This is a genomic window from Ruegeria sp. TM1040, from assembly GCF_000014065.1.
Taxonomy (GTDB): Bacteria; Pseudomonadota; Alphaproteobacteria; order Rhodobacterales; family Rhodobacteraceae; genus Epibacterium.
Genome location: NC_008044.1, coordinates 1,155,130 through 1,177,549 on the forward strand (window position 1 = coordinate 1,155,130; position 22,420 = coordinate 1,177,549).

General features: G+C 61.8%; 18 protein-coding genes. 8 read left to right on the forward strand and 10 right to left on the reverse strand.

The genetic code is table 11. The features are described 5' to 3' along the window. Positions 1-15: 15 nt before the first annotated feature. From pdhA to pgk, 5 genes are all read right to left on the reverse strand, one after another. Complete coding sequence (pdhA, locus tag TM1040_RS09725; RefSeq protein ID WP_011538419.1) at positions 16-1,029, reverse strand: pyruvate dehydrogenase (acetyl-transferring) E1 component subunit alpha; 1,014 nt, start codon at positions 1,027-1,029, stop codon at positions 16-18. A 430-nt stretch (positions 1,030-1,459) separates the two neighbouring features. Next, positions 1,460-1,759 carry an FtsB family cell division protein gene (locus tag TM1040_RS09730; protein ID WP_011538421.1) on the reverse strand — a complete coding sequence of 100 codons (300 nt, stop codon included), beginning with the start codon at positions 1,757-1,759 and terminating at the stop codon, positions 1,460-1,462. Positions 1,760-1,990: 231 nt separating this feature from the next. Then, a complete protein-coding gene (locus tag TM1040_RS09735; protein WP_044026722.1) occupies positions 1,991-2,314 on the reverse strand; it encodes a low molecular weight protein tyrosine phosphatase family protein in 324 nt (107 codons plus the stop codon). A 230-nt stretch (positions 2,315-2,544) separates the two neighbouring features. After that, on the reverse strand, positions 2,545-4,317 hold the full coding sequence (locus TM1040_RS09740; RefSeq protein ID WP_011538423.1) for a methyl-accepting chemotaxis protein: 1,773 nt from the start codon (positions 4,315-4,317) through the stop codon (positions 2,545-2,547). Between the two features lie 304 nt (positions 4,318-4,621). Further along, positions 4,622-5,812: a phosphoglycerate kinase gene (pgk, locus tag TM1040_RS09745; RefSeq protein ID WP_011538424.1), complete on the reverse strand. Its 1,191-nt coding sequence runs from the start codon at positions 5,810-5,812 to the stop codon at positions 4,622-4,624. A gap of 379 nt (positions 5,813-6,191) precedes the next feature. Between pgk and TM1040_RS09750 the strand changes: the two genes are divergently transcribed. Both TM1040_RS09750 and TM1040_RS09755 read left to right on the forward strand, forming a co-directional pair. Next, complete coding sequence (locus TM1040_RS09750; protein WP_011538425.1) at positions 6,192-6,698, forward strand: peptidylprolyl isomerase; 507 nt, start codon at positions 6,192-6,194, stop codon at positions 6,696-6,698. Next, positions 6,691-7,239: a peptidylprolyl isomerase gene (locus TM1040_RS09755; RefSeq protein WP_011538426.1), complete on the forward strand. Its 549-nt coding sequence runs from the start codon at positions 6,691-6,693 to the stop codon at positions 7,237-7,239. The genes TM1040_RS09750 and TM1040_RS09755 overlap by 8 nt, the downstream gene beginning before the upstream one ends. A gap of 91 nt (positions 7,240-7,330) precedes the next feature. Here TM1040_RS09755 and TM1040_RS09760 read toward each other — a convergent pair whose 3' ends face one another. The 5 genes from TM1040_RS09760 to TM1040_RS09780 form a co-directional block, all read right to left on the reverse strand. Next, entirely contained in the window at positions 7,331-7,963 is a 633-nt protein-coding gene (locus TM1040_RS09760) for a calcium-binding protein (RefSeq protein WP_166485540.1), read from the reverse strand. 387 nt (positions 7,964-8,350) lie between these two features. Beyond that, the gene (locus TM1040_RS09765; RefSeq protein WP_011538428.1) at positions 8,351-8,872 is read right to left on the reverse strand and encodes a bactofilin family protein; all 522 of its coding nucleotides are present in this window, start codon (positions 8,870-8,872) and stop codon (positions 8,351-8,353) included. After that, positions 8,862-10,193, reverse strand: coding sequence for a DUF5930 domain-containing protein (locus tag TM1040_RS09770; protein ID WP_011538429.1), 1,332 nt, complete (start codon positions 10,191-10,193; stop codon positions 8,862-8,864). Before TM1040_RS09770 ends, TM1040_RS09765 begins: the two co-directional genes overlap by 11 nt. A gap of 227 nt (positions 10,194-10,420) precedes the next feature. Beyond that, positions 10,421-11,263: a ferritin-like domain-containing protein gene (locus TM1040_RS09775; RefSeq protein ID WP_011538430.1), complete on the reverse strand. Its 843-nt coding sequence runs from the start codon at positions 11,261-11,263 to the stop codon at positions 10,421-10,423. A 524-nt stretch (positions 11,264-11,787) separates the two neighbouring features. Continuing rightward, on the reverse strand, positions 11,788-12,249 hold the full coding sequence (locus TM1040_RS09780; protein WP_011538431.1) for a peroxiredoxin: 462 nt from the start codon (positions 12,247-12,249) through the stop codon (positions 11,788-11,790). Positions 12,250-12,310: 61 nt separating this feature from the next. Between TM1040_RS09780 and TM1040_RS09785 the strand changes: the two genes are divergently transcribed. The 6 genes from TM1040_RS09785 (at position 12,311) to TM1040_RS09810 (ending at position 22,337) form a co-directional block, all read left to right on the forward strand. Continuing rightward, complete coding sequence (locus TM1040_RS09785) at positions 12,311-15,778, forward strand: DUF3971 domain-containing protein (protein ID WP_011538432.1); 3,468 nt, start codon at positions 12,311-12,313, stop codon at positions 15,776-15,778. Positions 15,779-16,003: 225 nt separating this feature from the next. Continuing rightward, positions 16,004-17,053 carry a tRNA preQ1(34) S-adenosylmethionine ribosyltransferase-isomerase QueA gene (gene queA / locus TM1040_RS09790; protein WP_011538433.1) on the forward strand — a complete coding sequence of 350 codons (1,050 nt, stop codon included), beginning with the start codon at positions 16,004-16,006 and terminating at the stop codon, positions 17,051-17,053. Positions 17,054-17,323: 270 nt separating this feature from the next. Continuing rightward, positions 17,324-18,598: an MFS transporter gene (locus TM1040_RS09795; RefSeq protein ID WP_011538434.1), complete on the forward strand. Its 1,275-nt coding sequence runs from the start codon at positions 17,324-17,326 to the stop codon at positions 18,596-18,598. 149 nt (positions 18,599-18,747) lie between these two features. Continuing rightward, positions 18,748-19,326, forward strand: coding sequence for a DUF924 family protein (locus tag TM1040_RS09800; protein WP_011538435.1), 579 nt, complete (start codon positions 18,748-18,750; stop codon positions 19,324-19,326). Positions 19,327-19,600: 274 nt separating this feature from the next. Further along, positions 19,601-20,995: a dihydrolipoyl dehydrogenase gene (gene lpdA / locus TM1040_RS09805; protein ID WP_011538436.1), complete on the forward strand. Its 1,395-nt coding sequence runs from the start codon at positions 19,601-19,603 to the stop codon at positions 20,993-20,995. A 157-nt stretch (positions 20,996-21,152) separates the two neighbouring features. Beyond that, positions 21,153-22,337, forward strand: a complete 1,185-nt coding sequence (locus TM1040_RS09810) for an MFS transporter (protein WP_011538437.1) — start codon at positions 21,153-21,155, stop codon at positions 22,335-22,337. Positions 22,338-22,420: the final 83 nt, after the last annotated feature.

Consider the following 22,420-nt stretch of genomic DNA (forward strand, 5'->3'; position numbering starts at 1 on the left):
TCTCAGTCTCTCCCCTCAGGCGCTCTTTTGCGGAATATCGTCGGCGTAAATATCGGTCCAAAGCTCCTCGAGCGCGGGCTCGGGGCTCTCTTTGGCGAAATCAGCGGACTTGTTGACGATATCCTTGATCTCTTTGTCGATGGCTTTGAGGTCTTCCTCGGAGGCGTGCTTGCCGGTGAGCAGCATCTCGCGGACCTGTTCGATCGGATCGCGTTCCTCGCGCATTTTCTGCACTTCCTCGCGGGTCCGGTATTTCGCCGGGTCCGACATGGAGTGGCCGCGATAGCGGTAGGTTTTGACCTCGAGGATATAGGGACCCTTGCCCGCGCGGCAGTGGGCCACGGCGCGCTCGCCGGCCTCTTTCACGGCCAGAACGTTCATGCCGTCCACTTCTTCGCCCTTGATGCCGTAGGCCTCGCCGCGCTTCCAGAGCGCGGGCGACTTGGTGGAGCGCTGGACGCTCGTGCCCATGGCGTATTGGTTATTTTCAATGACAAAAATCACCGGCAGATCCCAGAGCTGCGCCATGTTGTAGGTCTCGTAGACCTGGCCCTGGTTCGCCGCGCCATCGCCAAAATAGGTGAAGGTCACGCGGTCGTTGCCCTTGTATTTGTCGGAAAAGGCAAGGCCTGCGCCGAGCGGCACCTGCGCGCCGACGATGCCGTGGCCACCATAGAAATGCTTCTCCTTGGAGAACATGTGCATGGAGCCGCCCTTGCCCTTGGAGTAGCCGCCCTCGCGACCGGTGAGTTCGGCCATCACGCCGCCGGCATCCATGCCGCAGGCGAGCATGTGCCCGTGGTCGCGATATGAGGTGACGCGTTTGTCGCCTTCTTCTGCGGCGGCCTCAAGGCCGACCACAACGGCTTCCTGACCGATGTAGAGGTGGCAGAAACCGCCAATCAACCCCATGCCGTAGAGCTGACCCGCCTTTTCCTCGAATCGCCGGATCAACAGCATTTCGCGGTAGTACTTGGTCAGTTCTTCGGCGGAAACATTTGATTTCTGAGCGCTTTTTCTTGCGGCCATAACGGCTTGCTCCCCCTAAAGCTTAGGTAGTTTAACACTAAACTATCTCATAGTGTATTTTGCTCCAGCATGCGAGGGATAATCTCGAAGCAGTTGAAATCCGGCTTGGATTTGCTGTTTTTTGCACCAAAACAGGCCCCACATCTGGCAGTCTTCTGGCCCCAGCGAGCGCCGCTTGCTGTGCGACGGAACCGCTGTGACAACTGCGGCAGGGTGGCGGGTTGCGCGCACAAAATCAAGCCCGGGCGCCGCGCAGCGGATCTGCGCAACGTCCCCGCGATGAGACATCCGCCCAACGGGAGGCTTGCGGGCGCTCTGGGAGTGAAAACAAGAGAGATCTGGGGGCTCTATGTGGGACCTGAGCGCGCAAGCATCAAACCGCGGTCAATATCAAGGGGGGCACAGGCGATTGGGCGTCAAGCCGCGTGGATCAGTCGATGATGATCTCATCGGCGCGCGCCATGCCCAGCACCGAGCGCGCTTGTTCATCCAGAAGATCCAGATCGAGATAGTCATCCGACAGGCGCCGGGTGAGGTTTTCCATCCGCGCGATTTCCACTTCGAGCCGCTCCAGATCCTTGGCCAGCCCGTCGGCCTCGGCCTGCAGCTCCACTCGCCGGAACAGGCCAAAATCCCCCTGCACGGCGGCAAAGGTGAAATAGGCGCTCAAAAGGAACGCTGCGGCAAAGAACAGCAAGGTGCCCAGAGAAGGCGTGGATTTTCGCGTCACGTTGATGGTGCCTGTAAAGATCTTGCTCGATTGCGCCGGTTTGTCCGGCGTCTGAGAGGGTTATGGCACAGGCACCGGCGCCTGTGAATCCCCAAAAGGGTTAACACTGCATGGTGTCGCATAGGCGGAACAGGTGGGCGAGGCTCTTGTCTTCTGGAAAGGAGACGTGCGACGTCAGAATGCCTCTGGCGGTCCAAAATGACGCAGTTTGGCGCTGGAACGCGTGTTTCTCTAGCGAACGATACGTTTAAGTCTCGACCGAACGATCTCCACCAGTTCTGGTTGCATGCATTCACAGGTGTCCGGAATGTCGAGGCAGACAATCCGCTTGCCCTTGAGGTGAGACCCCATGTGACGCTTGAGCCGAGAAAGCTGGGACTTTTCCATCACCGCAATCGTGTCGGCCCACAGCAAGTGATCGCGACTGACGCGTTCATCGGAGTCGGCACTTAGTCCCGCAAAATCAGTTGGCTGACCGAGTTGCTCCGCCGCAATGGTCGCAGCAGTTGGACTTCTTTTTCGACCCTTGCCGCAGATAAACAGTAGATTTCCCATCGATGAAACATCACCCCAACATGTTTCAGTATTCAAGCATAACATGTGTTTTGCGTCTGCACGCTCGACCTTTGCCGGGGGTGTTCTATGCGTGACGATAGAGCGACGTGGCAGGCTATATGACATAGGCCGCGTTCGTTTTTAGGCCGACGCCCCCCTGTCAGGAGGGTTTCCTAAAAAACACCCGGCGCAGAGGATGCGCCGGGATGTATCGGTAGATGCCTTGCGGATCAGGCCGCGCGGGCGGGAGCTGCGGTGCTAGAGCTTGCCTGCCCACCGGTAAAGCCTTCTAGCAGGTTGGTGAGGCGGGAGGCCTGGGTGCGCATCTCATGGCTGGCGGAATAGGTTTCCTGCACCATGGCGGCGTTTTCCTGCGTGGCCTTGTCGAGCTGCGCCACGCCGATGTTGATTTCCTGGATGCCGGCAGCCTGCTCGCTGGAGGAGCTGGCGATGGCGGAGACCATGCCAGAGACATTGGTGACGCTCTCGACGATCTGGGTCAGGGTTTCGGCGGTGGCCTGTACCAGCTGCTCTCCCTCTTCGACCTGGCTGGAGCTTTCCTGAACCAACTGCTTGATTTCACTTGCAGAATGGGCCGCTTTCATGGCCAGTCCGCGCACTTCGGAGGCCACCACCGCAAAGCCACGGCCGGCTTCCCCGGCCCGCGCGGCCTCGACGCCCGCGTTGAGCGCCAACAGACTGGTCTGAAAGGCGATATCGTCGATCGCGGTGATGATCTGGGAGATGCGGTTGGAATATTCCGCAATCGAGGCCATGGCGCGGCTCGCCTGCGCCATCACCTCGCCGCCCTGTTCGGCGCGGCGGCGGCCTTCCTCAACTTCGCGGTCGGCGGCCTTGGCCTGCGCGGCGCTGGATTGCACGGCGGTCGACATTTCTTCCAGCGCGGCAGCGCTTTCTTCCAGCGTGGCGGCCTGGGTCTCGGAGCGCTGCGACATCTGATCCGACATCCGTTCCATTTCGCGCGCGTTTTGTTCCACGACGGTGGAGCTTTGATTGAGCTGGGCCACCAGATCCGAAAGCGAGGAGGAGAGCGCGTTGAAATCCTCGCAGAGCGTGGCGTAACCGGGGCCGAGGTCTTCCCAGTCCTGCGCCACGATGTTCTGGTCGAGATCGCCGCTCTTGAGACCGCTCATGGAGGCACCGAGGACGCCAAATAGCTCGACCCGGCGCGCGTTTTCGGCGGCGTTCTGGCGGTCATGCGCGTCAGCCTCGGCGAGCTGAGTGCGCAAATCCTTGAGATTGCGGGCAATCTGACCGAGTTCGTCGCCGCGCTGAGTGCCGGAAATCTCTGCCACGTAGTCCTTCTTTGCCAGCGCCGCGATGCTCTGCGCTGCGTCAGACACTGGTTGGCTCAATTTGCGCCCAAAGACAAAGGCCACGGTCACCGCGACAAGCGCCGCTGCGACGCTGGTGGCGATCTGTATGATCTGGCAGAACAAAATGAGGGAGTCGACCTCTGCGCGGACGGATTTGCTGGTGGCGGCAAGTTTGTCCTGAAGCGCATCCACCACATCGCGCACCTGTCCGGCGAGCGGGAACACCTTGTCAAAGACCACGCGCAGCTGCGCCTCGCCTTCGGTGCGCTCTACCTCCTGCAATGTTGCCTCAAGCTGATCCAGAAGCGGCTCGGTCGAGACCAGCGCGTCGTAGGCCTGCATGTCCCGTGCGGCGATGATGGGGGTGGATTTGAAATTATCCTCTGCGACGGCAAGCTCGCTACGGATCTCTTCGATATTGGCGCGCAGGTCGCTCAGCCCCTCGGGCATGCCGACGGTATAGGACAAGAGATCGCCGATACCTTGTTCGATGTCTTCCTTGATGGCGTCGAAGCTTTTGCTTTGGGTGCTGACCGCGCGATAGTGATAGGTGGCCCCGGCAAGGCGTTGGTTTGCAAACCACGAAATCGCGGCGATGATCAGGATCATCGCGATAAAGATTCCCGCAAAACCAAAGATTTGTTTGCGCAGCGAGAGATTCGTCATCCGGGGGCCCCTTAATACAGATGGGCGCATAGGCGCGCGCATCGCAGAAAGCCTACCGTAAACTGTGTAAAAATTCGGTTGTTGCCCCAGGGGAAAGACGCAATCCCGGGCCGCGCGCGGCACCCATAAAGATCAAATTGTAACAAAGTTGCCCCGCCGCAGGGATTCTGCAGCGGGGCGATGAAAGGCTTCATCTGGCTGGGCCGACAGGTCTGGCCGGGCTGGCCGAATTGACCGAGCTGGCCGGGGGCAGGGCGCGTCAGTTGGCCCCAGCCCTTGCGGCAGGGCGGGGCCGGGCGCAGGTTCAGGTCTGCAGGGCAGCGACGCCGGGCAGGACCTTGCCCTCCATCCACTCAAGGAAGGCGCCCCCGGCGGTGGAGATGTAGCTAAAGGCCTCTGCCGCTCCGGCCTGATTGAGCGCAGCGACGGTGTCGCCTCCGCCCGCAACGGAAATCAGCTGGCCGGCCTTGGTGAGTTCTGCCGCCTTTTGCGCCGCTGTATTGGTCGCAATATCAAAGGGCGCGATTTCAAAGGCACCAAGCGGGCCGTTCCAGATCAGGGTCTTGCTCTCGGCAAAGACTGTGGAAATGGCCGCAACCGAGGCGGGGCCAGCATCCAGGATCATCGCATCCGCAGGGCAGGCGTCCGCGGGTACGGTTTCATTGTCGGCGCCGGCCTTGAATTCGCGCGCGACCACCACGTCCGACGGCAGCAGGATGGTGCAGCCTGCCGCCTCGGCGCGGGCCATGATGTCCTTGGCGGTGCCTGTCATGTCATGTTCGCAAAGCGATTTGCCCACGTCGATGCCTTGGGCCGCAAGAAAGGTATTGGCCATGCCGCCGCCGATCACAAGCGTGTCTACCTTGGCCACCAGATTGCCCAGAAGGTCCAGTTTGGTCGAAACTTTGGCGCCGCCCACAACCGCAGTGACGGGGCGTTCAGGCGTGGCCAGAGAGCCTTCGAGCGCTTTCAGTTCTGCCTCCATCAGGCGGCCCGCGCAGGCAGGCAGCAGGCGCGCCAGCGCCTCGGTGGAGGCATGGGCGCGGTGGGCGGCAGAGAAGGCATCATTGCAGTAGATATCACCAAGCGCGGCCATCTCTTTGGCGAGATCGGCATCGTTTTGTTCTTCGCCGGGATAAAAGCGCGTGTTCTCAAGGAGCAGGATCTGCCCGGGCGCGAGCGCGTCAACGGCGCCTTTTGCAGCGGGGCCTCGGCAATCGGCCACAAACATCACCGGCGCGCCAAAGGCGGCCTCCAGCGCGGGGACCAGCGGCTGCAACGACATCTCGGGCACCACCTTGCCCTTCGGGCGGCCAAAATGCGCCAGCAGCACAGGTTTTGCACCCTTGGAGAGCAGGTCGGAAATCGTCGGCACGAGGCGGCGGATGCGGGTGTCATCGGTGACTTTGCCGTCTTCCATCGGGACGTTGATATCCACGCGGGTCAAAACGCTTTTGCCTTGCAGATCCATGTCGTCGAGTGTCTTCCAGCCCATGTCCGGCTCCTCTGTCAGTGCGACGCGCCCGCGGAGTGCAGGCGCAGAAAATTCAATGTCCTGCGCCTGTGTCCTGCGTTTCCGGGCGTCAGTCAATGGGCAGGCATCCCGATGTGGCTTTTGCGCGCGTCCTGCCGCCACAAGAGGCGCCCGTCACTGATGCTCCTTACTGGGGTCCGTCATTGGAGCCGTCACTGGAGACTGCGCGGACGGAGTGCAAATCGGGACGACCGAGACGACCGGGGCGATGCGGCAGGTTTGCCGGGAACCCTGGGGGACGACTTCCTGCCGACGCAAGGGGATCGCTACATTGATCCCTTGGCAAGCGCGGGCATGGACTTTAGGTATTCCGGCAATACGAATGTGACAGGAGGGCCTCATGGCCGAGATCAAGGATCCCGAAAACACCATCATCATCGAGCTGAAAGATGGCAATGTGGTCATCGAACTGCTGCCGGATGTGGCACCGATGCATTGCGACCGCATGAAAGAGCTCGCACGTGAAGGTCAGTATGACAACGTGGCCTTTCACCGGGTGATCGACGGCTTCATGGCGCAGACCGGCGACGTGCAGCACGGCGATATGGAAGATGGCTTCAACCTCGGCCGCGCCGGCACCGGTGGCTCCGACAAGAAAGACCTGCCCGCGGAATTCTCTGGCGTGCCCCATGACCGTGGCACCCTGGGCGCGGCGCGGTCGCAGAACCCCAACTCCGCCAACTCGCAGTTCTTTATCAACTTCAAGGACAACCACTTCCTGAACCGCCAGTACACGGTCTATGGCCGCGTCATCGAGGGCATGGAGCATGTGGATGCGATCACCCGTGGCGAGCCGCCAGCAAAGCCTGATCGCATGATCTCCGTGAAGGTGGCCGCCGATGCTTAAGCGTCTGAGCGCACTGGCCCTTTTGGCGGCGTCGCCCGCTTTTGCCACCGGTCTGGAGATCCAGGTCGAGGGCGAGGCCAATGGCACCATCGTGATCGATCTCTTGGAAGACGTGGCGCCGAACCACGTCGAACAGATCGCTGCACTGGCCGCTGAGGGCCAGTATGATGGCGTGGTATTTCACCGCGTGATCCAGGGCTTTATGGCGCAGACCGGTGATGTGCAGAACGGTCGTCTCGGGTCCGACATGCGCTATGCTGGCACCGGCGGCTCGGACCGCCCGGATCTGGCCGCCGAGTTCTCTGACGTGCCGTTCGATCGCGGCGTCGTTGGCATGGCGCGCTCGCAGGATCCCGACAGCGCCAACTCGCAGTTCTTTATCATGTTTGATGAGGGCCACTTCCTGAACGGTCAATACACCGTTGTGGGCCGTGTCACCGAAGGCATGGAGATCGTCGATCAGATCAAACGCGGCCACCCGCGGTCTGGTGCAATCACCGGCAGGCCGGATGTGATGAGCAAGGTCACCGTCACCGAGTAAGGGCGCGGGTCTGTTAAGATAGAGAGGGGCTCTGATACGAGATGTATCAGAGCCCCTCTTTTATTTATCTGGTCTGTTCTTTTAGGGGCGATCAAGTGAAGAGGAAGAAATCTTCGCTCTGCAGATCCTCAACCTCCCAGTCGCGCACAATAATAGTGGTTTGGGCATAGGCGATCCGGACGTCGTCGCCATCTTGGCTGAACGTCAGGCCACGCATGCCGCGCGCGCCATGCTGGATCTCGATGACATCATTGCCATTTCCGAAATCCCGGATCACGTTGGCTCCATCGCGGTGCTTGAAGACAAAGGTATCATCACCCGTGTTGCCGGTCAGACGATCCGTGCCACAGCCCGCGATCAGGGTGTCATGCCCGCTCCCGCCTTTGAGGATGTCCCGTCCAATGCCGCCATTGAGGTCGTCGTTCCCGCTGCCGCCGATCAGGATGTCGCGACCGGTCTGCCCATGGATTCGGTCCTGACCTGCTCCGCCCAAAAGGCGATCATGGCCACTGTAGCCGTTTACAATGTCATTGCCGCCTCCGCTCAGGACCCGGTCGTTGCCGGTGCCCGCGAAGACAAAATCATCGCCTGATCCGAGCTCTGCGACATCATTGCCGGAGGAGAGGTTGAGATTGAGATCCACATTCAGGTCTGACACGAAATCGTCATCCCCGGCCATGTCGGTTTCAAGGACGTTCACGAGATCCCCGAAACTCTGGAACAAGAGCAAGTCCGTGATTGGGATCCAAACGTCAGATACAGAAATGATCTGATTGCCGTAATAGCTTACATCAATACCCGAGACCGAGGAGAGCGCGGCATTCCCATAGATGAAAGAACCGTAAACTGTGAAGTTCTACCCCGACCCGACCACGGTAATTTGGTTGGATGTTGACGTTGTGATCTGTGGATTATCTTCAAACCGCCAAAAGTTGATGAAGCCGTACAGGGAGTAGTTTTCGAACGAAAATTCGATATTCGACACCGCTAAAGTCCTAAATCTATTAAACGTTTCAGTCTGGTCAGGGGCGCTACGGTTAAGACATCGCCCACCAAAAAAAATCGGACCCCGATCCGGGATCCGATCATATCTCTAAGCAAGTAGAAAGTTTTAGTCAACTTTTGCGGGTGCTGCCGCAGCGGGTGCCTTGGACGCCGCTTTGCCAGGGCTGAGCGGGTCATCCTGACGCTGCACGGAGCCCTCAAAGTGGGCGCCGGACTCGATCGCGATGGTCTTGTGGATGATGTCACCCTCGACGCGCGCGGTGGAGGTCAGGCGGACCTTCAGGCCACGCACACGGCCCACGATACGGCCGTTGATGACCACGTCATCGGCGGTGATCTCACCCTTGATGGTGGCGCTTTCACCGATGGTCAGCAGATGCGCGCGGATGTCGCCTTCGACGGTGCCTTCGACCTGGATGTCACCGGTGGTTTTGACATTGCCGGTGATGTGCAGATCCGAGCTCAGCAGCGATGCCGGCGGCTTTGCCTTGGGCGCGGCGGGCTTGCTGTAGTCGCTGGCACCAGAGGATGCGCTGCTCGAAGAAGGCGCCGGGCTGGAGGCCGGGGTTGCCGTTGCGGTATCGGCTTGTTTCGGGCCGGGCTCGTTGATTTTGCTCTTAGAAAACATTTCTCGCAGCCTTGATGTAGATCATGGGGTTTACGGGTTTACCATTGACCCTGACCTCGTAATGGAGGTGGGTCCCGGTGGACCGTCCGGTGTTACCCATATCAGCAATGTGATCCCCGCGCGAGACCCTTTGGCCGACTTTGACGCGCAGGTTGGAATTATGGGCATATCTGGTTTCGATGCCAAAGGCATGTTGGATCTTGACGAGCCTGCCATAGCCCGACTGCCAGCCCGCATGGGTGACAACACCGTCGGCGGTGGCAAAGATGTCGGTGCCGGTGCTGCCCGCAAAATCCGATCCTTTATGGAGCCTGCGACCACCCGTCTTGGGGTCGCGGCGATAGCCAAAGCCAGAGGTCTGGCGCACCTGGCCGAGGTTCACGGGGACCGAGAAGGGGGCCTGAGCGGCCGCTATCCGGTAGAGGTTGAGCTGGCTCATCTGATTAAGAAGCGCATTGGCGCGGATTTCATCGGGGCTTGGCTCTTCGCCACGGGTCGAGAGCGACAAGGGCTCCAGCGGGCCGCCTTCGCCATTATAGCCGCGGCGCACCTGCTCCAGAATACGATCGGGCGGCAGGCCCGCAGAGGAGAACATCTTGTTCAGAGGCTCCACGGAAATCGCCATCGCCTCTTCGAGCTGGCGGAAGATCTGATCGTTGCGCTGTGCGCTGAGGCGCAGTTCCAGCTCCAGATCATCACGCTGTGCAAGGGCGGATTGGGCATTGGATTCGATCTTGTCGCGCTCGGCAGCGGTTTCCGCCAGCGCCGTGGTCAGGAATTCGAGCTGCTCTGGCGCGGTTGCCGCGAGCACCTGCTCGGGGCTGTCGGGCGCGGTTTTCTCGCGCAGTTCCAGCACGGTGCGTTTCAAAAGTTCCCGCTCGCTGATGGCCTTGCGCAGGTTCGACTGGATCACGTCGATCCCGGTCTCAAGCTCGCGGCGGCGGGTCTCTGAGGCCAGAAGCTCGGACTGCATGGTGGAGATCTGCTCAAGCGCCGCATTAAAGCGATCCTGTGCGGCCAGCGCCTCTTCGGCGCGGCGGTCGCGTTCCGACGAGAGCGCATTCAGGCGTTCCTGATAGACCTGCTGGTCGCGCCGCGCCTGATCGCGGAAATTGCCAGAGCCGATGCTGTCCATCAGAACGATGGCGGTGGCGACGATCGACCAAGACACAAACAGCGTCAGCCCTGCGACCGCGACGATCTGGGTCTCGGAGCTCAGGCGTATGAAACGGGTGTCGCTGTCGGATTTGAGAAAGACCCGCCGCTCGGGGAACCGACGCTCAAGGAACGCATGAAACCGTAAGAAAAGTCTGCCGCGCAAAGCCTGCTATCCTCATTCCACCCCTGTGAGGTTGCGCCTCTCCTGCTGTTGGGAGCTTGTGGGCAACCTACCTTGGCCGAATGGAATAGCCAGACTGTGGCCATTCAGCAACCCTGTTCCGCGACACCGGCTGATTTGGGGCGCAATTCCTTGGCCTTGGGCAAAAAACTGCCGATATGAGCCAGTTTGGCATTGCGCCGGGCCTTCTTGCGCCGGGCCCGGCCAGTTCAGCGCGCGTAGGCCGGGGCCTCGCCATCCGCGAGCGGCCAGTAGAAATCGGGCGGCAGCCCGGCATCGGCGCGTTTTTCCTCGTTGAAGGGCGGCTTCAGGGCGCCGTGGAAATACTTTTGCACCAGGGCGTGAAACTCGGCCTTGGGGTCGAGATTGTCGCGCCCGCAGAGAAAATTGAACCACTTCGCACCATAGGCCACATGTCCGACTTCCTCGGCATAGATGATCTCGAGCGCGTCGAGCGCCTGCTGCACGCCGGCCTTGCGAAAAAGCGCGATCATGCCGGGGGTGACATCAAGCCCGCGCGCCTCGAGCACCATCGGAACCACTGCCAGACGTCCCATCAGATCATCCACCGTATCCTCGGCCGCGCGCCACATGCCCGCATGGGCAGGGAGGGCGCCATAGTGGCTGCCTAGGCTCTCGAGGCAGTCGCACATCAGGTTGAAATGTTTGGATTCTTCATCCGCCGATTTCACCCAGTCATCGTAAAAGCCAAGCGGCATCGGGATATGGGTGAAGCGGGCGATGATGTCCCAATGGAGGTCAACCGCGTTGAGCTCGATATGCGCAACCGCATGCAGGAGCGCGATTCGACCCTGTGGCGAGCCGGGTTTGCGCTTGGGCACATCGCGGGGGTGCAAAAGTGCGGGCTCGGCCGGGCGGGCCGGGTGCAGGGGCGGGGTCGCATGGCCTATGTCGATCTCTGGCCCGTCGCCGGACCGCGCGGCCCGCCAGGCCGCCGCATAGTTATGCGAGAGCGCGGTTTTTTCACGCCCATCGGCGCAGTTCAGCACGTTGGTGGCCATTTGGGCGAGGGAAAGGGGGCTTTGGGTCATGGCGTCTTTGTCTTGAGGCGCGGGGTGCCGTGGGACGGGCAGGGGCGCGGGTGTGGGTAATCGTGATTTGCGATCGGGGTGGGCGATCTTTTGCAGGCGGGTATGCCGCGCATGGGGCAAGCCTGGCAAGTGAGGAGTGGCTTTTGTGCGACGCGCGGGCTCTTCGGTGCGGTCGTCTCGTGGCGTCTGGCCCGCAGCGTTACCGGTGGAATGTTGTCGCTCGGGTCACGCGGTGTATGGCGGCGAAACTGAGCGAGGCGCCATTGTTATTACCGCTCGGGTCAGCGCGAACTTTCCGAGGGCTTGCGCTTTGCCATGCAAATCGCCGGGGGCGGGGCCGCGCCTTTGGCGCGGCCCCGCCCGGCCCAACGCTTTTCGGGTTGGCTTTGCCACATCTTTGAAAAGGGGCGGGAGGGCCTCCGTCCGAGCGAAAGGGGCGAGCGTGACCCCGCTAAGCCCCTCTTCTGAGCCCAGAGCCTGAGCTCCTCTCCTGAGCCTCCGGCCTGAGGCCGCGCCGTCGGTCCTCAGAGCTCTTTGACGGCTTCCAGAACCTCTTCGACATGGCCGGGCACTTTGACCTTGCGCCAGATCCGGGCGATCTTTCCGTCGCGGTCGATCACGAAGGTCGAGCGCTCGATCCCCATGCTTTTGCGGCCATACATGTTCTTTTCCACCCAGACGCCATAGTCCTCGCACATGGTGCTTTCGGCATCCGACAACAGCGGCACGGTGAGCCCATGTTTGGCGACAAATTTGTCGTGTTTGGCCACGGTGTCGCGCGAGATGCCATAGACAGCGGCGCCCGCATCGGCAAAGGCTTGCAAGTGTTCGGAAAATCCAATGGATTCCTTGGTGCAACCCGGCGTATCATCGCGGGGATAGAAAAACAAAACAACGACCTGACCCTTCAGGTCCGAAAGGGAAACTTCACCGCCGCCATCGCGCGGCAGAGTGAACGCGGGGGCGAGGTCAGAGGGTTCGAGCATGTGTTGGGTCTCCTCAAGGGTTCGCGCAAGTTTAATTGTACCTGCGGGCCATACATAGATCATGTCGGACAAAGGAAAACCATATATCGTGGCCGCGCCGCCAGAGCCTGCGTCCGAAGCGGGCGGCAACCGGGTGCAGGAGACTGGCGCGGGCGCGTCTGACATGGGCCAGAACACGGCACAGCCCCGGCGCAACCGGTGGCGCCGCCGCCTTTGGAAAAGCACGGTCTGGACCCTGGCGCTTTTGGCGGGGTTGACGGTTGCGGCCTGGGTGCTGCTCGACAAGCGGCTGGATGCGCCCGAGTGGCTGCGCAGCGAGGCCGAGCGGCGCATCGAGCGCCATTTGGGCGGGCTTCAGATTGAGTTCGGTGAGATCGAGCTGGTGGTGCGCCGGGGCTGGCGGCCGCGTCTTTCGCTGCGCGATGTGACGCTGTTTTATCCCGACGGCAGCCCGGCTGTGCATCTGGAGGACGCGCAGGCGGCCTTGGCGATGCGGCCCTTGCTGCGCGGGCAACTCCGGCCCAAGCTGATTTCGTTGTCGGGGCTGTTTGCGACCCTGGAAACGGGCAGCGACGGGGCGGTGGCGCTCAGTTTTTCGGATGGGGCGGCGCCGTTGCGGCAAGCGCGCAACCTGCCGCAACTCATCGAGGCCTGGGACCGTCAGCTGGAACTGCCGATCCTGTCGGCGGTGACGCAGGTGGAAACGCAGGCGGTGACGCTCAATTATATCGACCGTCGGATCGACCGCGCCTGGACGCTGGATGGCGGCGCGGTTCTGTTGTCGCGCAAGGGCGATCGTGTCAGCATCGATGCGGGTTTCTCGGTGCTCAGCGGGCGCGAGTATGCCAGCACCGTGGAGGCCAACTACCAATCCGACATCGGGGATACCGCAGCGGAATTTGCGGTGGTGGTGGATCAGGTGCCCAGCAGTGACATCGCCAGCCAGAGCCCGGCCTTTGGCTGGCTGGATGTGCTGCGTGCACCCATTTCAGGCGCGCTGCGTGGTGCGGTCGACAGCGAGGGCGCGTTGCGTCCGCTCAATGCGAGCCTGCAGGTGGGGCGCGGTGTGATCCAGCCCAATGACCAGCTCAAACCCATCCCCCTGCAATCGGCCGAGAGCTATTTCACCTTTGATCCTGCGCGTCAGGAGCTGGCCTTTTCGCGCCTCTCGGTGGAGAGCGGCTGGATCAGTGGCCAGATGGAAGGCCGCGCCGAGCTGGTGGGCGTGCGCGACGGGCGGCTGACGCAGCTTGTGGGCCAGCTGAGCTTTTCCGATCTCAAGCTCAACCCGCTGCGCCTTTATCCTGAACCTCTGGCGTTCTCCGGGGTGCAGGCCGATTTCCTTATGGAGCTGCAACCTTTCCGGCTGCGCCTTGGCGAGGCGCTGGTGCAGCAGGGCGAGACCGACGTGCTGTTGCGTGGTGATGTGCGCGCGGGCGAAACAGGCTGGCACTATGATCTCCAAGGCGCGGCGGATCGGCTTGATGTGGCGGTGGTCAAGGAAATGTGGCCGCCCTCCGCCCCGCCAAAGCCGCGGGCGTGGTTTACAGAGAACGTGCTCGCCGGAGACATCCACGACGTGCAGTTTGCCCTGCGTGGGCGCGATGGGCAAAAGCCCTTTGTGGCGCTGGATCTTGGATTTCTGAACGGCGAGGTGCGGTTCAACAAGTTCTATCCGCCGCTGACCCAAGCGGCGGGGCAGCTCAGTATCTATGGCCGGCGCCTGGTGGTGACGGCCACCGAGGGCGGCGTGGACGCGGATCTAGGCGGGCGGATGGATGTGGCAGGGACTTCCTTCATCATCCCGGATACGTCGCTCAAGGGCGACAACAGCCTTGGGATCCTGCGCGCCGAACTCGCGGGGCCCGCGCTGGCGGCGCTGTCGCTTCTGGACCGCGAGCCCCTGTCGATCCTGAGCAAGGTGAACCTTCCGGTGGCGCTTGGCACGGGTGAGGTCGACCTGAGCGCAACCGCTGCGATGCCGCTCAAGAAAGGGGTCAACGTCGCGGAGATTGACTATCACTACGCTGGCCAAATCAAGCAGGCCCGCAGTGAGGTCCTGGTGCCGGGCTATCCGATCGAGTCCGAGGCGTTGCAGATCTCGGGGGACAATCACCATGTCACGGTGGCGGGGCCCGGCCTTTTTGCCGGTGTTCCAATCGAGGCGCGCTGGCGTCAGGGTATCCGCCCCGGAAATGCACCCGATGGCACCATCGAGGCCGAGATCGAACTCTCGCCGCGCACCTTGGCGGCGCTCAACATCGGGCTGCCCGAAGGCATGGTGCGCGGGCAGGGGCAGGCGCAGGTCGAGGTGGTTCTGCCCCCCGGCGAGCCGGTCGCGCTCTCGGTGCAAAGCGATCTACGCGGCATTGGCCTGTCGCTGCCCGAGGTAGGCTGGCGCAAGGCCGAAAACAGCAGCGGCACACTCTCGTTTGAAACTGTACTGAGGGACACGCCATCGATCGAGAGTTTTACCCTCGAGGCCAATGGCTTGCGCGCGGCCGGGCGGATCACGGTAAAGCCGGATGGCGGGCTGGATCAAGCGCAGTTCTCGGCCGTGTCGCTTGGAAACTGGCTGTCGGGGGCGGTGACATTGCGCGGGCGGGGCGACGCCACCCCTGCGCTGTCGATGACCGGGGGCTGGATCGACCTTGAGCGCGCGCCCTTTGACAGCCGCGCGGAGGGCGGCTCTGGTGGCGGTGGCAGCAATACGCCGATCTCGCTGGCCATTGATCGGCTGCAAGTCACCAAGGAACTGGCGTTGACGCGCTTTCAGGGGCGGTTTGACACGCTTGGCGGGTTCAACGGGGCCTTCAGCGGCAACCTCAACACGCTCACCCCGGTCGAAGGGGTGGTGGTGCCGCAGTCCGGGGGGCTGGCGATGCGGCTGCGCTCGGCGGATGCGGGCGGGGTCTTTCGTGCGGCGCAGGTGATGCAGAACGGCTATGGCGGCAGTTTCGAGATGACCATGCTGCCGGCTTCAGATCCCGGCGAATATGTCGGCCAGCTCCGCGTGAAGAACATCCGTGTAAAACGCACCCCCGCCATTGCGGCGCTGATCAACGCGCTCAGTCTTGTGGGGCTCTTTGATGAGCTGTCGGGCCAGGGCATCCTCTTTACCGCGATGGAGGCCGATTTCCGCCTTGGGTCGCGCTATCTCACGCTGGTGAAGTCCTCGGCGGTGGGGCCGTCGATGGGGATTTCGCTCGATGGGGTCTATGACCTCAGCACCAGCCAGATGAACATGCGCGGGGTGCTTTCGCCGATCTATCTGGTCAACGCCATTGGCAGCGTGCTGACGCGCAAGGGCGAGGGGTTGTTTGGATTCTCATTCACCCTGAAGGGCAAGGCCGAGGACCCGGTGGTGTCGGTGAACCCGCTTTCGGGCATCGCGCCGGGGTTCCTGCGCGAGATCTTTCGCGGCGAGGCGCCACGGGCGCCCGGAGCGGCCCCCTTGCCGGAGGACGAGCAGAACCAGACCGCCGAAGAGCTGCGCGAAGAACGCGAGCGCCGCCGCGAGGCCCGCTAGGCAGGCTTTGCAGGGCAAAGATCGCGTCACGCGCGCCGATGCCCCATGGACTTTTGCGCAGGCGCGCAGTATCGCGCGGCCCAAGATGAAATCGGCGGTGCAAGGGCCTGCGCGGACGGTGCAACAGGTGGCACGACGAACGGCAATCCGCCCGGCAAGACAGACGACATCCCAAGCGGCGACGCAGTTGGTGAAACAGACGGTGAGCAGACCATGACAGAGTCCTTGAAACTGGGCGATTTTGATTTTGACCTGCCAGAAGAGCTGATCGCGACACGCCCTGCCGTGCCGCGCTCTTCGGCGCGTCTTCTGGTGGCAGAGCAGGACCGGATTTCGGACGGGCGCGTCACCGACCTTTTGGACTGGCTGGCACCGGGGGACCGGCTGGTGCTCAATGACACCCGCGTGATCCCTGCGCGTCTCAGCGGTCAGCGCCACCGCAACTCAGCGCAGGGACCGGTCTCGGCACGCATCGAGGTAACGCTTCTGGAGCCGCAGGCCGATGGCAGCTGGGCGGGTCTCCTGAAGCCCCTGAAAAAAATCAAGATCGGCGAGACCCTGCGGTTCTCCGATGCGCTTTCGGCCGAGCTTGTCGATGTGGTCGATGGTCAGGGACGGCTTCGGTTCAACCTCGCGGGCGATGATTTTGACGCGGCGCTGGCAGAGGCGGGCGCGATGCCCCTGCCGCCCTATATCGCCGCCAAACGCCCCGCCGACGAGCAGGACAAGACTGACTATCAAACCGTCTGGGCGCGCAATTCCGGCGCGGTGGCGGCGCCCACCGCGAGCCTTCATTTTGACGAGCCGCTCCTGAAGGCGCTGTCCGAGAAGGGGGTGACCTTTACCTATGTGACCCTGCATGTGGGCGCGGGCACCTTCCTGCCCGTGAAGGTCGAGGATGTGACCACCCACAAGATGCACGCCGAATGGGGCCAGGTGACGCCGGAGGCCGCCGCCGAGATTGCAGCCACCAAGGCCGCAGGCAATCGGGTGATCCCCGTGGGCACCACGGCGCTGCGCCTGATCGAAAGCGCGGCACGCGAAAGCGGCGCCATCACACCCTGGGAAGGCGAGACGGACATTTTTATCTATCCGGGTTTCGAGTTCCGGGTGGCTGATGCGTTGATGACGAATTTTCATCTGCCAAAATCGACCCTGATGATGCTGGTCTCTGCCCTGATGGGGCAGGATCGCATCCGCGCGATCTATGCGCATGCGGTAAAGGAGCGGTATCGCTTCTTTTCCTACGGGGATGCCTCGCTGCTCATTCCCTGATCGCGGCCCGTTGACGGCGCTGTGTCGGGGACCGGCAAGGGGTTGACCCATGTTGTCACTGTGCGAAAGGTCGCCCTAAGACCGCCCCGAGTCGGAATTGCCGGGTCAGGGCACCCTGAATGAGAGCATAACCAGACCCTTGGGGTGTGCTGGGGCTGATGGCCCTTTGCCCCTCTGACAGCCCACCGCGGCCTCGGGCCGGTTTTACTGAAAATACTTCCCGTATGCCGCTGTGCTGCGGGCTCCTCACGGACCGAAGGAGAACACGTCATGCTGCAAGTTCTGTCGAGCGCCTGGGCGCTTTTGCTGGGCATTGGCCTTTTGATGTTGGGCAACGGCCTGCAAGGCACGCTGCTGGGTGTGCGCGGTGGCATCGAGGGCTATTCCGCGCTCACCATGTCGCTGGTGATGTCCACCTATTTTGTGGGCTTGCTCCTGGGGTCCTGGGTGGCGCCGGGGATGATCCGGCGTGTGGGCCATGTGCGGGTCTTTGCGGCGCTGGCCTCGCTGATTTCGGCGGTGATGGTGATCTATCCCGCGCTGCCCAACCCGATTGTCTGGATGCTGGGCCGTCTGGTCGTGGGGTTCTGCTTTTCTGGCGTGTATGTCACCGCCGAAAGCTGGCTCAACAATGCGGCTGACAACCAGAACCGAGGCAAGGCGCTCTCTCTCTATATGGTCGTGATGACACTGGGGCTGGTGGCCGCACAGGGTTTCATCCTGATCGGGGACCCGGCGGGCTATCTGCCGTTTGTGATCGCCTCCATCGCGGTTTCGATCTCCTTCGCCCCGATTTTGCTGTCGATTTCGCCGACCCCCGCCTTTGATACGGCCAAGCGGATGACGCTTCGCGAATTGATGCATGCCTCGCCCCTTGGGTGTGTGGGGATGTTCCTCATTGGCGGCGTGTTCTCGGCGCAGTTTGGTATGTCTGCGGTCTATGCCACCGAGGCTGGGATGGAGCTGCATCAGGTTTCGCTCTTTGCGGCGAGCTTCTATGTCGGTGCGCTCTTTATGCAGTTCCCGCTGGGGCTGCTGTCCGACCGGATGGATCGACGGGTGCTGATCATGATCGTGGCAGGGGTCGCCGGGGTGACCTCGGTGCTGGCGATGCTGCTTGGGGGCACGTTCAGCCTGCTTCTGCTGGCCGCCTTTGTGATCGGCGGGCTGATCAACCCGCTCTATTCCTTGCTCCTGGCCCACACCAATGACTTTCTCGATCACGACGATATGGCCTCTGCCTCGGGCGGGCTGATCTTTATCAACGGGCTTGGCGCCTGTAGCGGGCCGGTCATCATCGGCTGGCTGATGTCGGACGCGATGTTCGGACCCAACGGGTTCTTCCTCTTCATGGCGATATTGCTGGGCGTGTTGGTTCTTTATGCCGGGTATCGCGCAACGCAGCGTGCGACCATTCCAGTCGAAGAGACCGGTGTCATGCCCGCCATGAGCCCGACCGCGACCTCGGTCGCGGTAGAGGTGGCGCAGGAATACGCCATCGAAACCGAGCTCGAAGAGCAAGACAGCGCCACAACCACGGGCTGACGGCAATAACCTGCTGAAAAATTGGCCATCTCTTCACAAAAGTGACGGAGGTGGCCTTTTTTGTAACGTAACGTCACTTGTGCTTGGGGGGTGAATCAGGCTTTTGATGGGTGTGTGGAAAACGTTTTACAGCCGGTGGAGAGAAACCAATGGCAGCCCCTGAAGAGATCCTGAAATTCTGGCTCGATGAGGTCGGAGAATCAGGGTGGTACCGTCAAGATGATGCGTTGGATGCTGAAATCCGCAAGCGGTTCGAGCAGGCCTGGATCAACGCCTGCGAAGGCAGCTACTCGCTCTGGCTCACCTATCCCAGCGGCACCTTGGCGTATATCATCCTCACCGATCAGTTCCCGCGCAACATGTTCCGTGGTCAGGGCAAAGCCTTTGAATCAGACCATATCGCGCTGGCGGTGGCCAAGGCTGCGGTGGATCGCAAATGGGATCTCAAGATCAACGAACCCGCGCGGCAATTCTTTTACCTGCCTATGATGCACTCCGAGAGCCTCTGTGATCAGGAACGCTGCGTGCGGCTGATCCACGAACGGCTCGACAAGACGGGCGCGCAGAACCTCCTGCATGCGCGCGCGCACCGTGAGGTGATCCGTCTCTTTGGCCGCTTCCCCTATCGCAATGATGCGCTCGCGCGTCACAGCACCGCCCCCGAACGTGACTATGTGAGCGCGGGCGGCTATGGCTCTACCGTGCGAGAGCTGCAGGCCTACGCCTGACAGGCACCTGACTAAGTGACCAAGGCCCTGCCGATTGCCACGGCGGGGCCTTTTTCATGTGGCGCGCGGATCTGAGACACGCGCAAGACGTTGCCACGCGCGCGGAAAGGATGGGGTTTTTGGTTGAACCTGTAGGCTTGCTTGTTAGGGTCAGAGGGTCTTAGCCGCCGCCACAGCAGGGGCAGGGCGGCGCGCCCGCTTCGACAGTTGCGGCGTGTGAGAAATTAGTTTAACGGTAAACTAGTTTTTGGATCTTAGTTCATGAGGGAACACAATGGCCGCAGCATCCTATGACGTGATCGTAATCGGCGCAGGCCCCGGCGGCTATGTTGCCGCGATCCGCGCTTCGCAACTTGGGCTCAAGACCTGCGTGGTTGAGCGCGAGCACCTGGGCGGCATCTGCCTCAACTGGGGCTGTATCCCCACCAAGGCGCTGTTGCGGTCCTCGGAAGTGTTTCACCTGATGGAGCGGGCCAAGGATTTTGGTCTCAAGGCCGAGAACATTGGGTATGATCTGGGCGCTGTGGTGAAACGCTCGCGCGGGGTGGCCAAGCAGCTCTCGTCCGGGGTCAAAGGTCTGCTGAAGAAGCACAAGATCGACGTCATCATGGGCGAAGCCACACTCCCCGCAAAGGGGAAGGTCGCGGTCAAGACCGACAAGGGCTCCGAAGAGCTGACGGGCAAGAATATCATTCTCGCCACCGGCGCACGGGCGCGTGAACTGCCCGGCCTCGAGGCGGATGGCGATCTGGTCTGGACCTACAAGCACGCCCTTGATCCCAAGCGCATGCCCAAAAAACTTCTGGTCATCGGCTCCGGCGCAATCGGCATCGAATTTGCGAGCTTCTACAACACCTTGGGTGCGGATACGACCGTCGTTGAAGTGATGGAACGGGTGCTTCCCGTCGAGGACGAGGAAATCTCCAAATTCGCCAAGAAGGCCTTTGAAAAGCAGGGCATGAAGATCATGCAAAAGGCGATGGTCAAGCAGCTTGATCGCGCCTCTGGCAAGGTCACGGCGCATATCGAAGTGGGCGGCAAGGTCGAAAAACACGAGTTTGACACCGTGATTTCCGCGGTGGGGATCGTCGGCAACGTCGAGGGGCTCGGGCTTGAGGGGCTGGGCGTCAAGATTGACCGCACCCATGTGATCACCGATGAATACTGCCGCACGGGTGTCGACGGGCTCTATGCCATTGGCGACATCGCGGGTGCCCCCTGGCTTGCGCACAAGGCGAGCCACGAGGGCGTCATGGTGGCCGAGCTGATCGCGGGCAAACATGCGCATCCGGTGAAGCCCGAAAGCATCGCGGGCTGCACCTATTGTCATCCGCAGGTGGCCTCTGTGGGCTACACCGAAGCCAAGGCCAAGGAGCTGGGCTACAAGGTCAAAGTGGGCCGTTTCCCCTTTATTGGCAATGGCAAGGCGATCGCGCTCGGAGAGCCCGAGGGCCTGATCAAGACCGTCTTTGACGAGAAAACCGGCGAGCTGTTGGGCGCGCATATGATCGGCGCCGAAGTCACCGAACTGATCCAGGGCTATGTGGTCGGGCGCCAGCTGGAAACCACAGAAGAAGACCTGATGAATACGGTCTTCCCGCATCCGACTCTGTCCGAGATGATGCACGAAAGCGTGCTGGACGCCTTTGACCGGGTGATCCACATCTGATTTCGCCAGCATATGTTTGATGAAAGGCCGGGTCTCATGCCCGGCCTTTTTTGTGGGGTTTGTGTGGGTACAAAATAGCGCGTTATCGATCTGGCGCCCCGGAGCCGGGAGGCATAAGTTGGCCGCTCATTTTCTTTACAGGGTCGAGGGCGACGAGATGCAGCAGCAGGGGCAGGGGACGAACTGGGTCATGGTGCTCTTGATCTGGGCCGCGGGCCTCGGCGCGGCGGCGCAATACGGCAAGATCGCCGTGATCTTTGACCAGCTGCCTGCGCTTTATCCCGGTGTGGGCGCGGCGATGGGCTGGACGGTGTCGCTGGTGGGGGTGCTGGGGATCATTTTTGGCGTTGTGGCGGGGCTTTATGTGTCGGCCATCGGTTTTCGGCGTACGCTTGTTCTGTCGCTGGTGCTTGGCGCGGGGGTCTCGGGCCTGCAGGCGCTGCATCTGCCCTTTGGCCTGTTTCTCATCACGCGCATGGTCGAGGGGATCTCCCATCTGGGCGTGGTTGTTGCGGCGCCGACGCTGATGGCGATCCTCGCGCGTGGCCCGGCGCGTGGGGTGGCGCTGACGATCTGGAGTACGTTCTTTGGCGTTGCCTTTGCGCTCTTGACGTGGTTCGGGCTGCCGCTCGTCGAGGCACGGGGCATCCCTGCGCTTTTTGCGGTGCATGCGGGGATGATGGGCCTTCTGGCGCTCATCCTGCATTGGGGGCTGCGCGACTTGCCGGTGCCGCCGCGCGCCAGCTATCCTGATCTGCGCGCCTTGCCATCGCTGCATCTGAATATCTACCGATCGCCGCACAAGCTGGCGCCTGCCGCGGGCTGGCTCTTTTATACCTGCTGCTTTGTGGCGGTGCTGACGGTGCTGCCGCCCTATATCGCCGAGAGCCAGCGTGCGCATGTGATGGGGGCGATGCCTCTGGTGTCGATCGTGGTCTCTCTGACGCTTGGGGCTGGCCTGCTGCGCGTGACCTCGGGGGTCAAAGTGGTGCAGCTTGGGTTCCTCATCGGCACGGTGGCGATGCTCTGGCTTTGGGCGATGCCGGGGTACTGGCTGGCCTGCATGGTCTTGGCGGCGGGGTTCGGGCTGGTGCAGGGGGCCAGCTTTGCTTCTGTGCCGCAGCTCAATGACACGCCTTCGACGCAATCAGAGGCCAATGGCGCCATGGCGCAGGCGGGCAACATGGGCAATGCCATCGGCACACCGCTGTTTGTCGCCGTGCTGACCTATGGGGGCTATGGCTCGCTGGTGCTGACCGTGGCGCTGCTGCTTTTGGCCGGGGCCGTGGTGCATCAGGCGCTTGCGCTGCACCGGCAACGGGTGGCGCGGGGGGCGGTCTGACAGTTTCTGTCAGGACAGATTTGCGCGTTCCCCCTCTGTTCCTCTTTTTCTCTTGGAGACTCGCGGCGGCTCACCTATGTGTA

What these genes read in the sequence shown, in the direction of transcription:
- pdhA (WP_011538419.1), bottom strand. Translation starts at nt 1,029, where the DNA reads ATGGCCGCAAGAAAAAGCGCTCAGAAATCAAATGTTTCCGCCGAAGAA.
- TM1040_RS09735 (WP_044026722.1), bottom strand. Translation starts at nt 2,314, where the DNA reads ATGGGAAATCTACTGTTTATCTGCGGCAAGGGTCGAAAAAGAAGTCCA.
- TM1040_RS09740 (WP_011538423.1), bottom strand. Translation starts at nt 4,317, where the DNA reads ATGACGAATCTCTCGCTGCGCAAACAAATCTTTGGTTTTGCGGGAATC.
- pgk (WP_011538424.1), bottom strand. Translation starts at nt 5,812, where the DNA reads ATGGGCTGGAAGACACTCGACGACATGGATCTGCAAGGCAAAAGCGTT.
- TM1040_RS09750 (WP_011538425.1), top strand. Translation starts at nt 6,192, where the DNA reads ATGGCCGAGATCAAGGATCCCGAAAACACCATCATCATCGAGCTGAAA.
- TM1040_RS09755 (WP_011538426.1), top strand. Translation starts at nt 6,691, where the DNA reads ATGCTTAAGCGTCTGAGCGCACTGGCCCTTTTGGCGGCGTCGCCCGCT.
- TM1040_RS09765 (WP_011538428.1), bottom strand. Translation starts at nt 8,872, where the DNA reads ATGTTTTCTAAGAGCAAAATCAACGAGCCCGGCCCGAAACAAGCCGAT.
- TM1040_RS09775 (WP_011538430.1), bottom strand. Translation starts at nt 11,263, where the DNA reads ATGACCCAAAGCCCCCTTTCCCTCGCCCAAATGGCCACCAACGTGCTG.
- TM1040_RS09780 (WP_011538431.1), bottom strand. Translation starts at nt 12,249, where the DNA reads ATGCTCGAACCCTCTGACCTCGCCCCCGCGTTCACTCTGCCGCGCGAT.
- TM1040_RS09785 (WP_011538432.1), top strand. Translation starts at nt 12,311, where the DNA reads ATGTCGGACAAAGGAAAACCATATATCGTGGCCGCGCCGCCAGAGCCT.
- TM1040_RS09795 (WP_011538434.1), top strand. Translation starts at nt 17,324, where the DNA reads ATGCTGCAAGTTCTGTCGAGCGCCTGGGCGCTTTTGCTGGGCATTGGC.
- TM1040_RS09800 (WP_011538435.1), top strand. Translation starts at nt 18,748, where the DNA reads ATGGCAGCCCCTGAAGAGATCCTGAAATTCTGGCTCGATGAGGTCGGA.
- lpdA (WP_011538436.1), top strand. Translation starts at nt 19,601, where the DNA reads ATGGCCGCAGCATCCTATGACGTGATCGTAATCGGCGCAGGCCCCGGC.
- TM1040_RS09810 (WP_011538437.1), top strand. Translation starts at nt 21,153, where the DNA reads ATGCAGCAGCAGGGGCAGGGGACGAACTGGGTCATGGTGCTCTTGATC.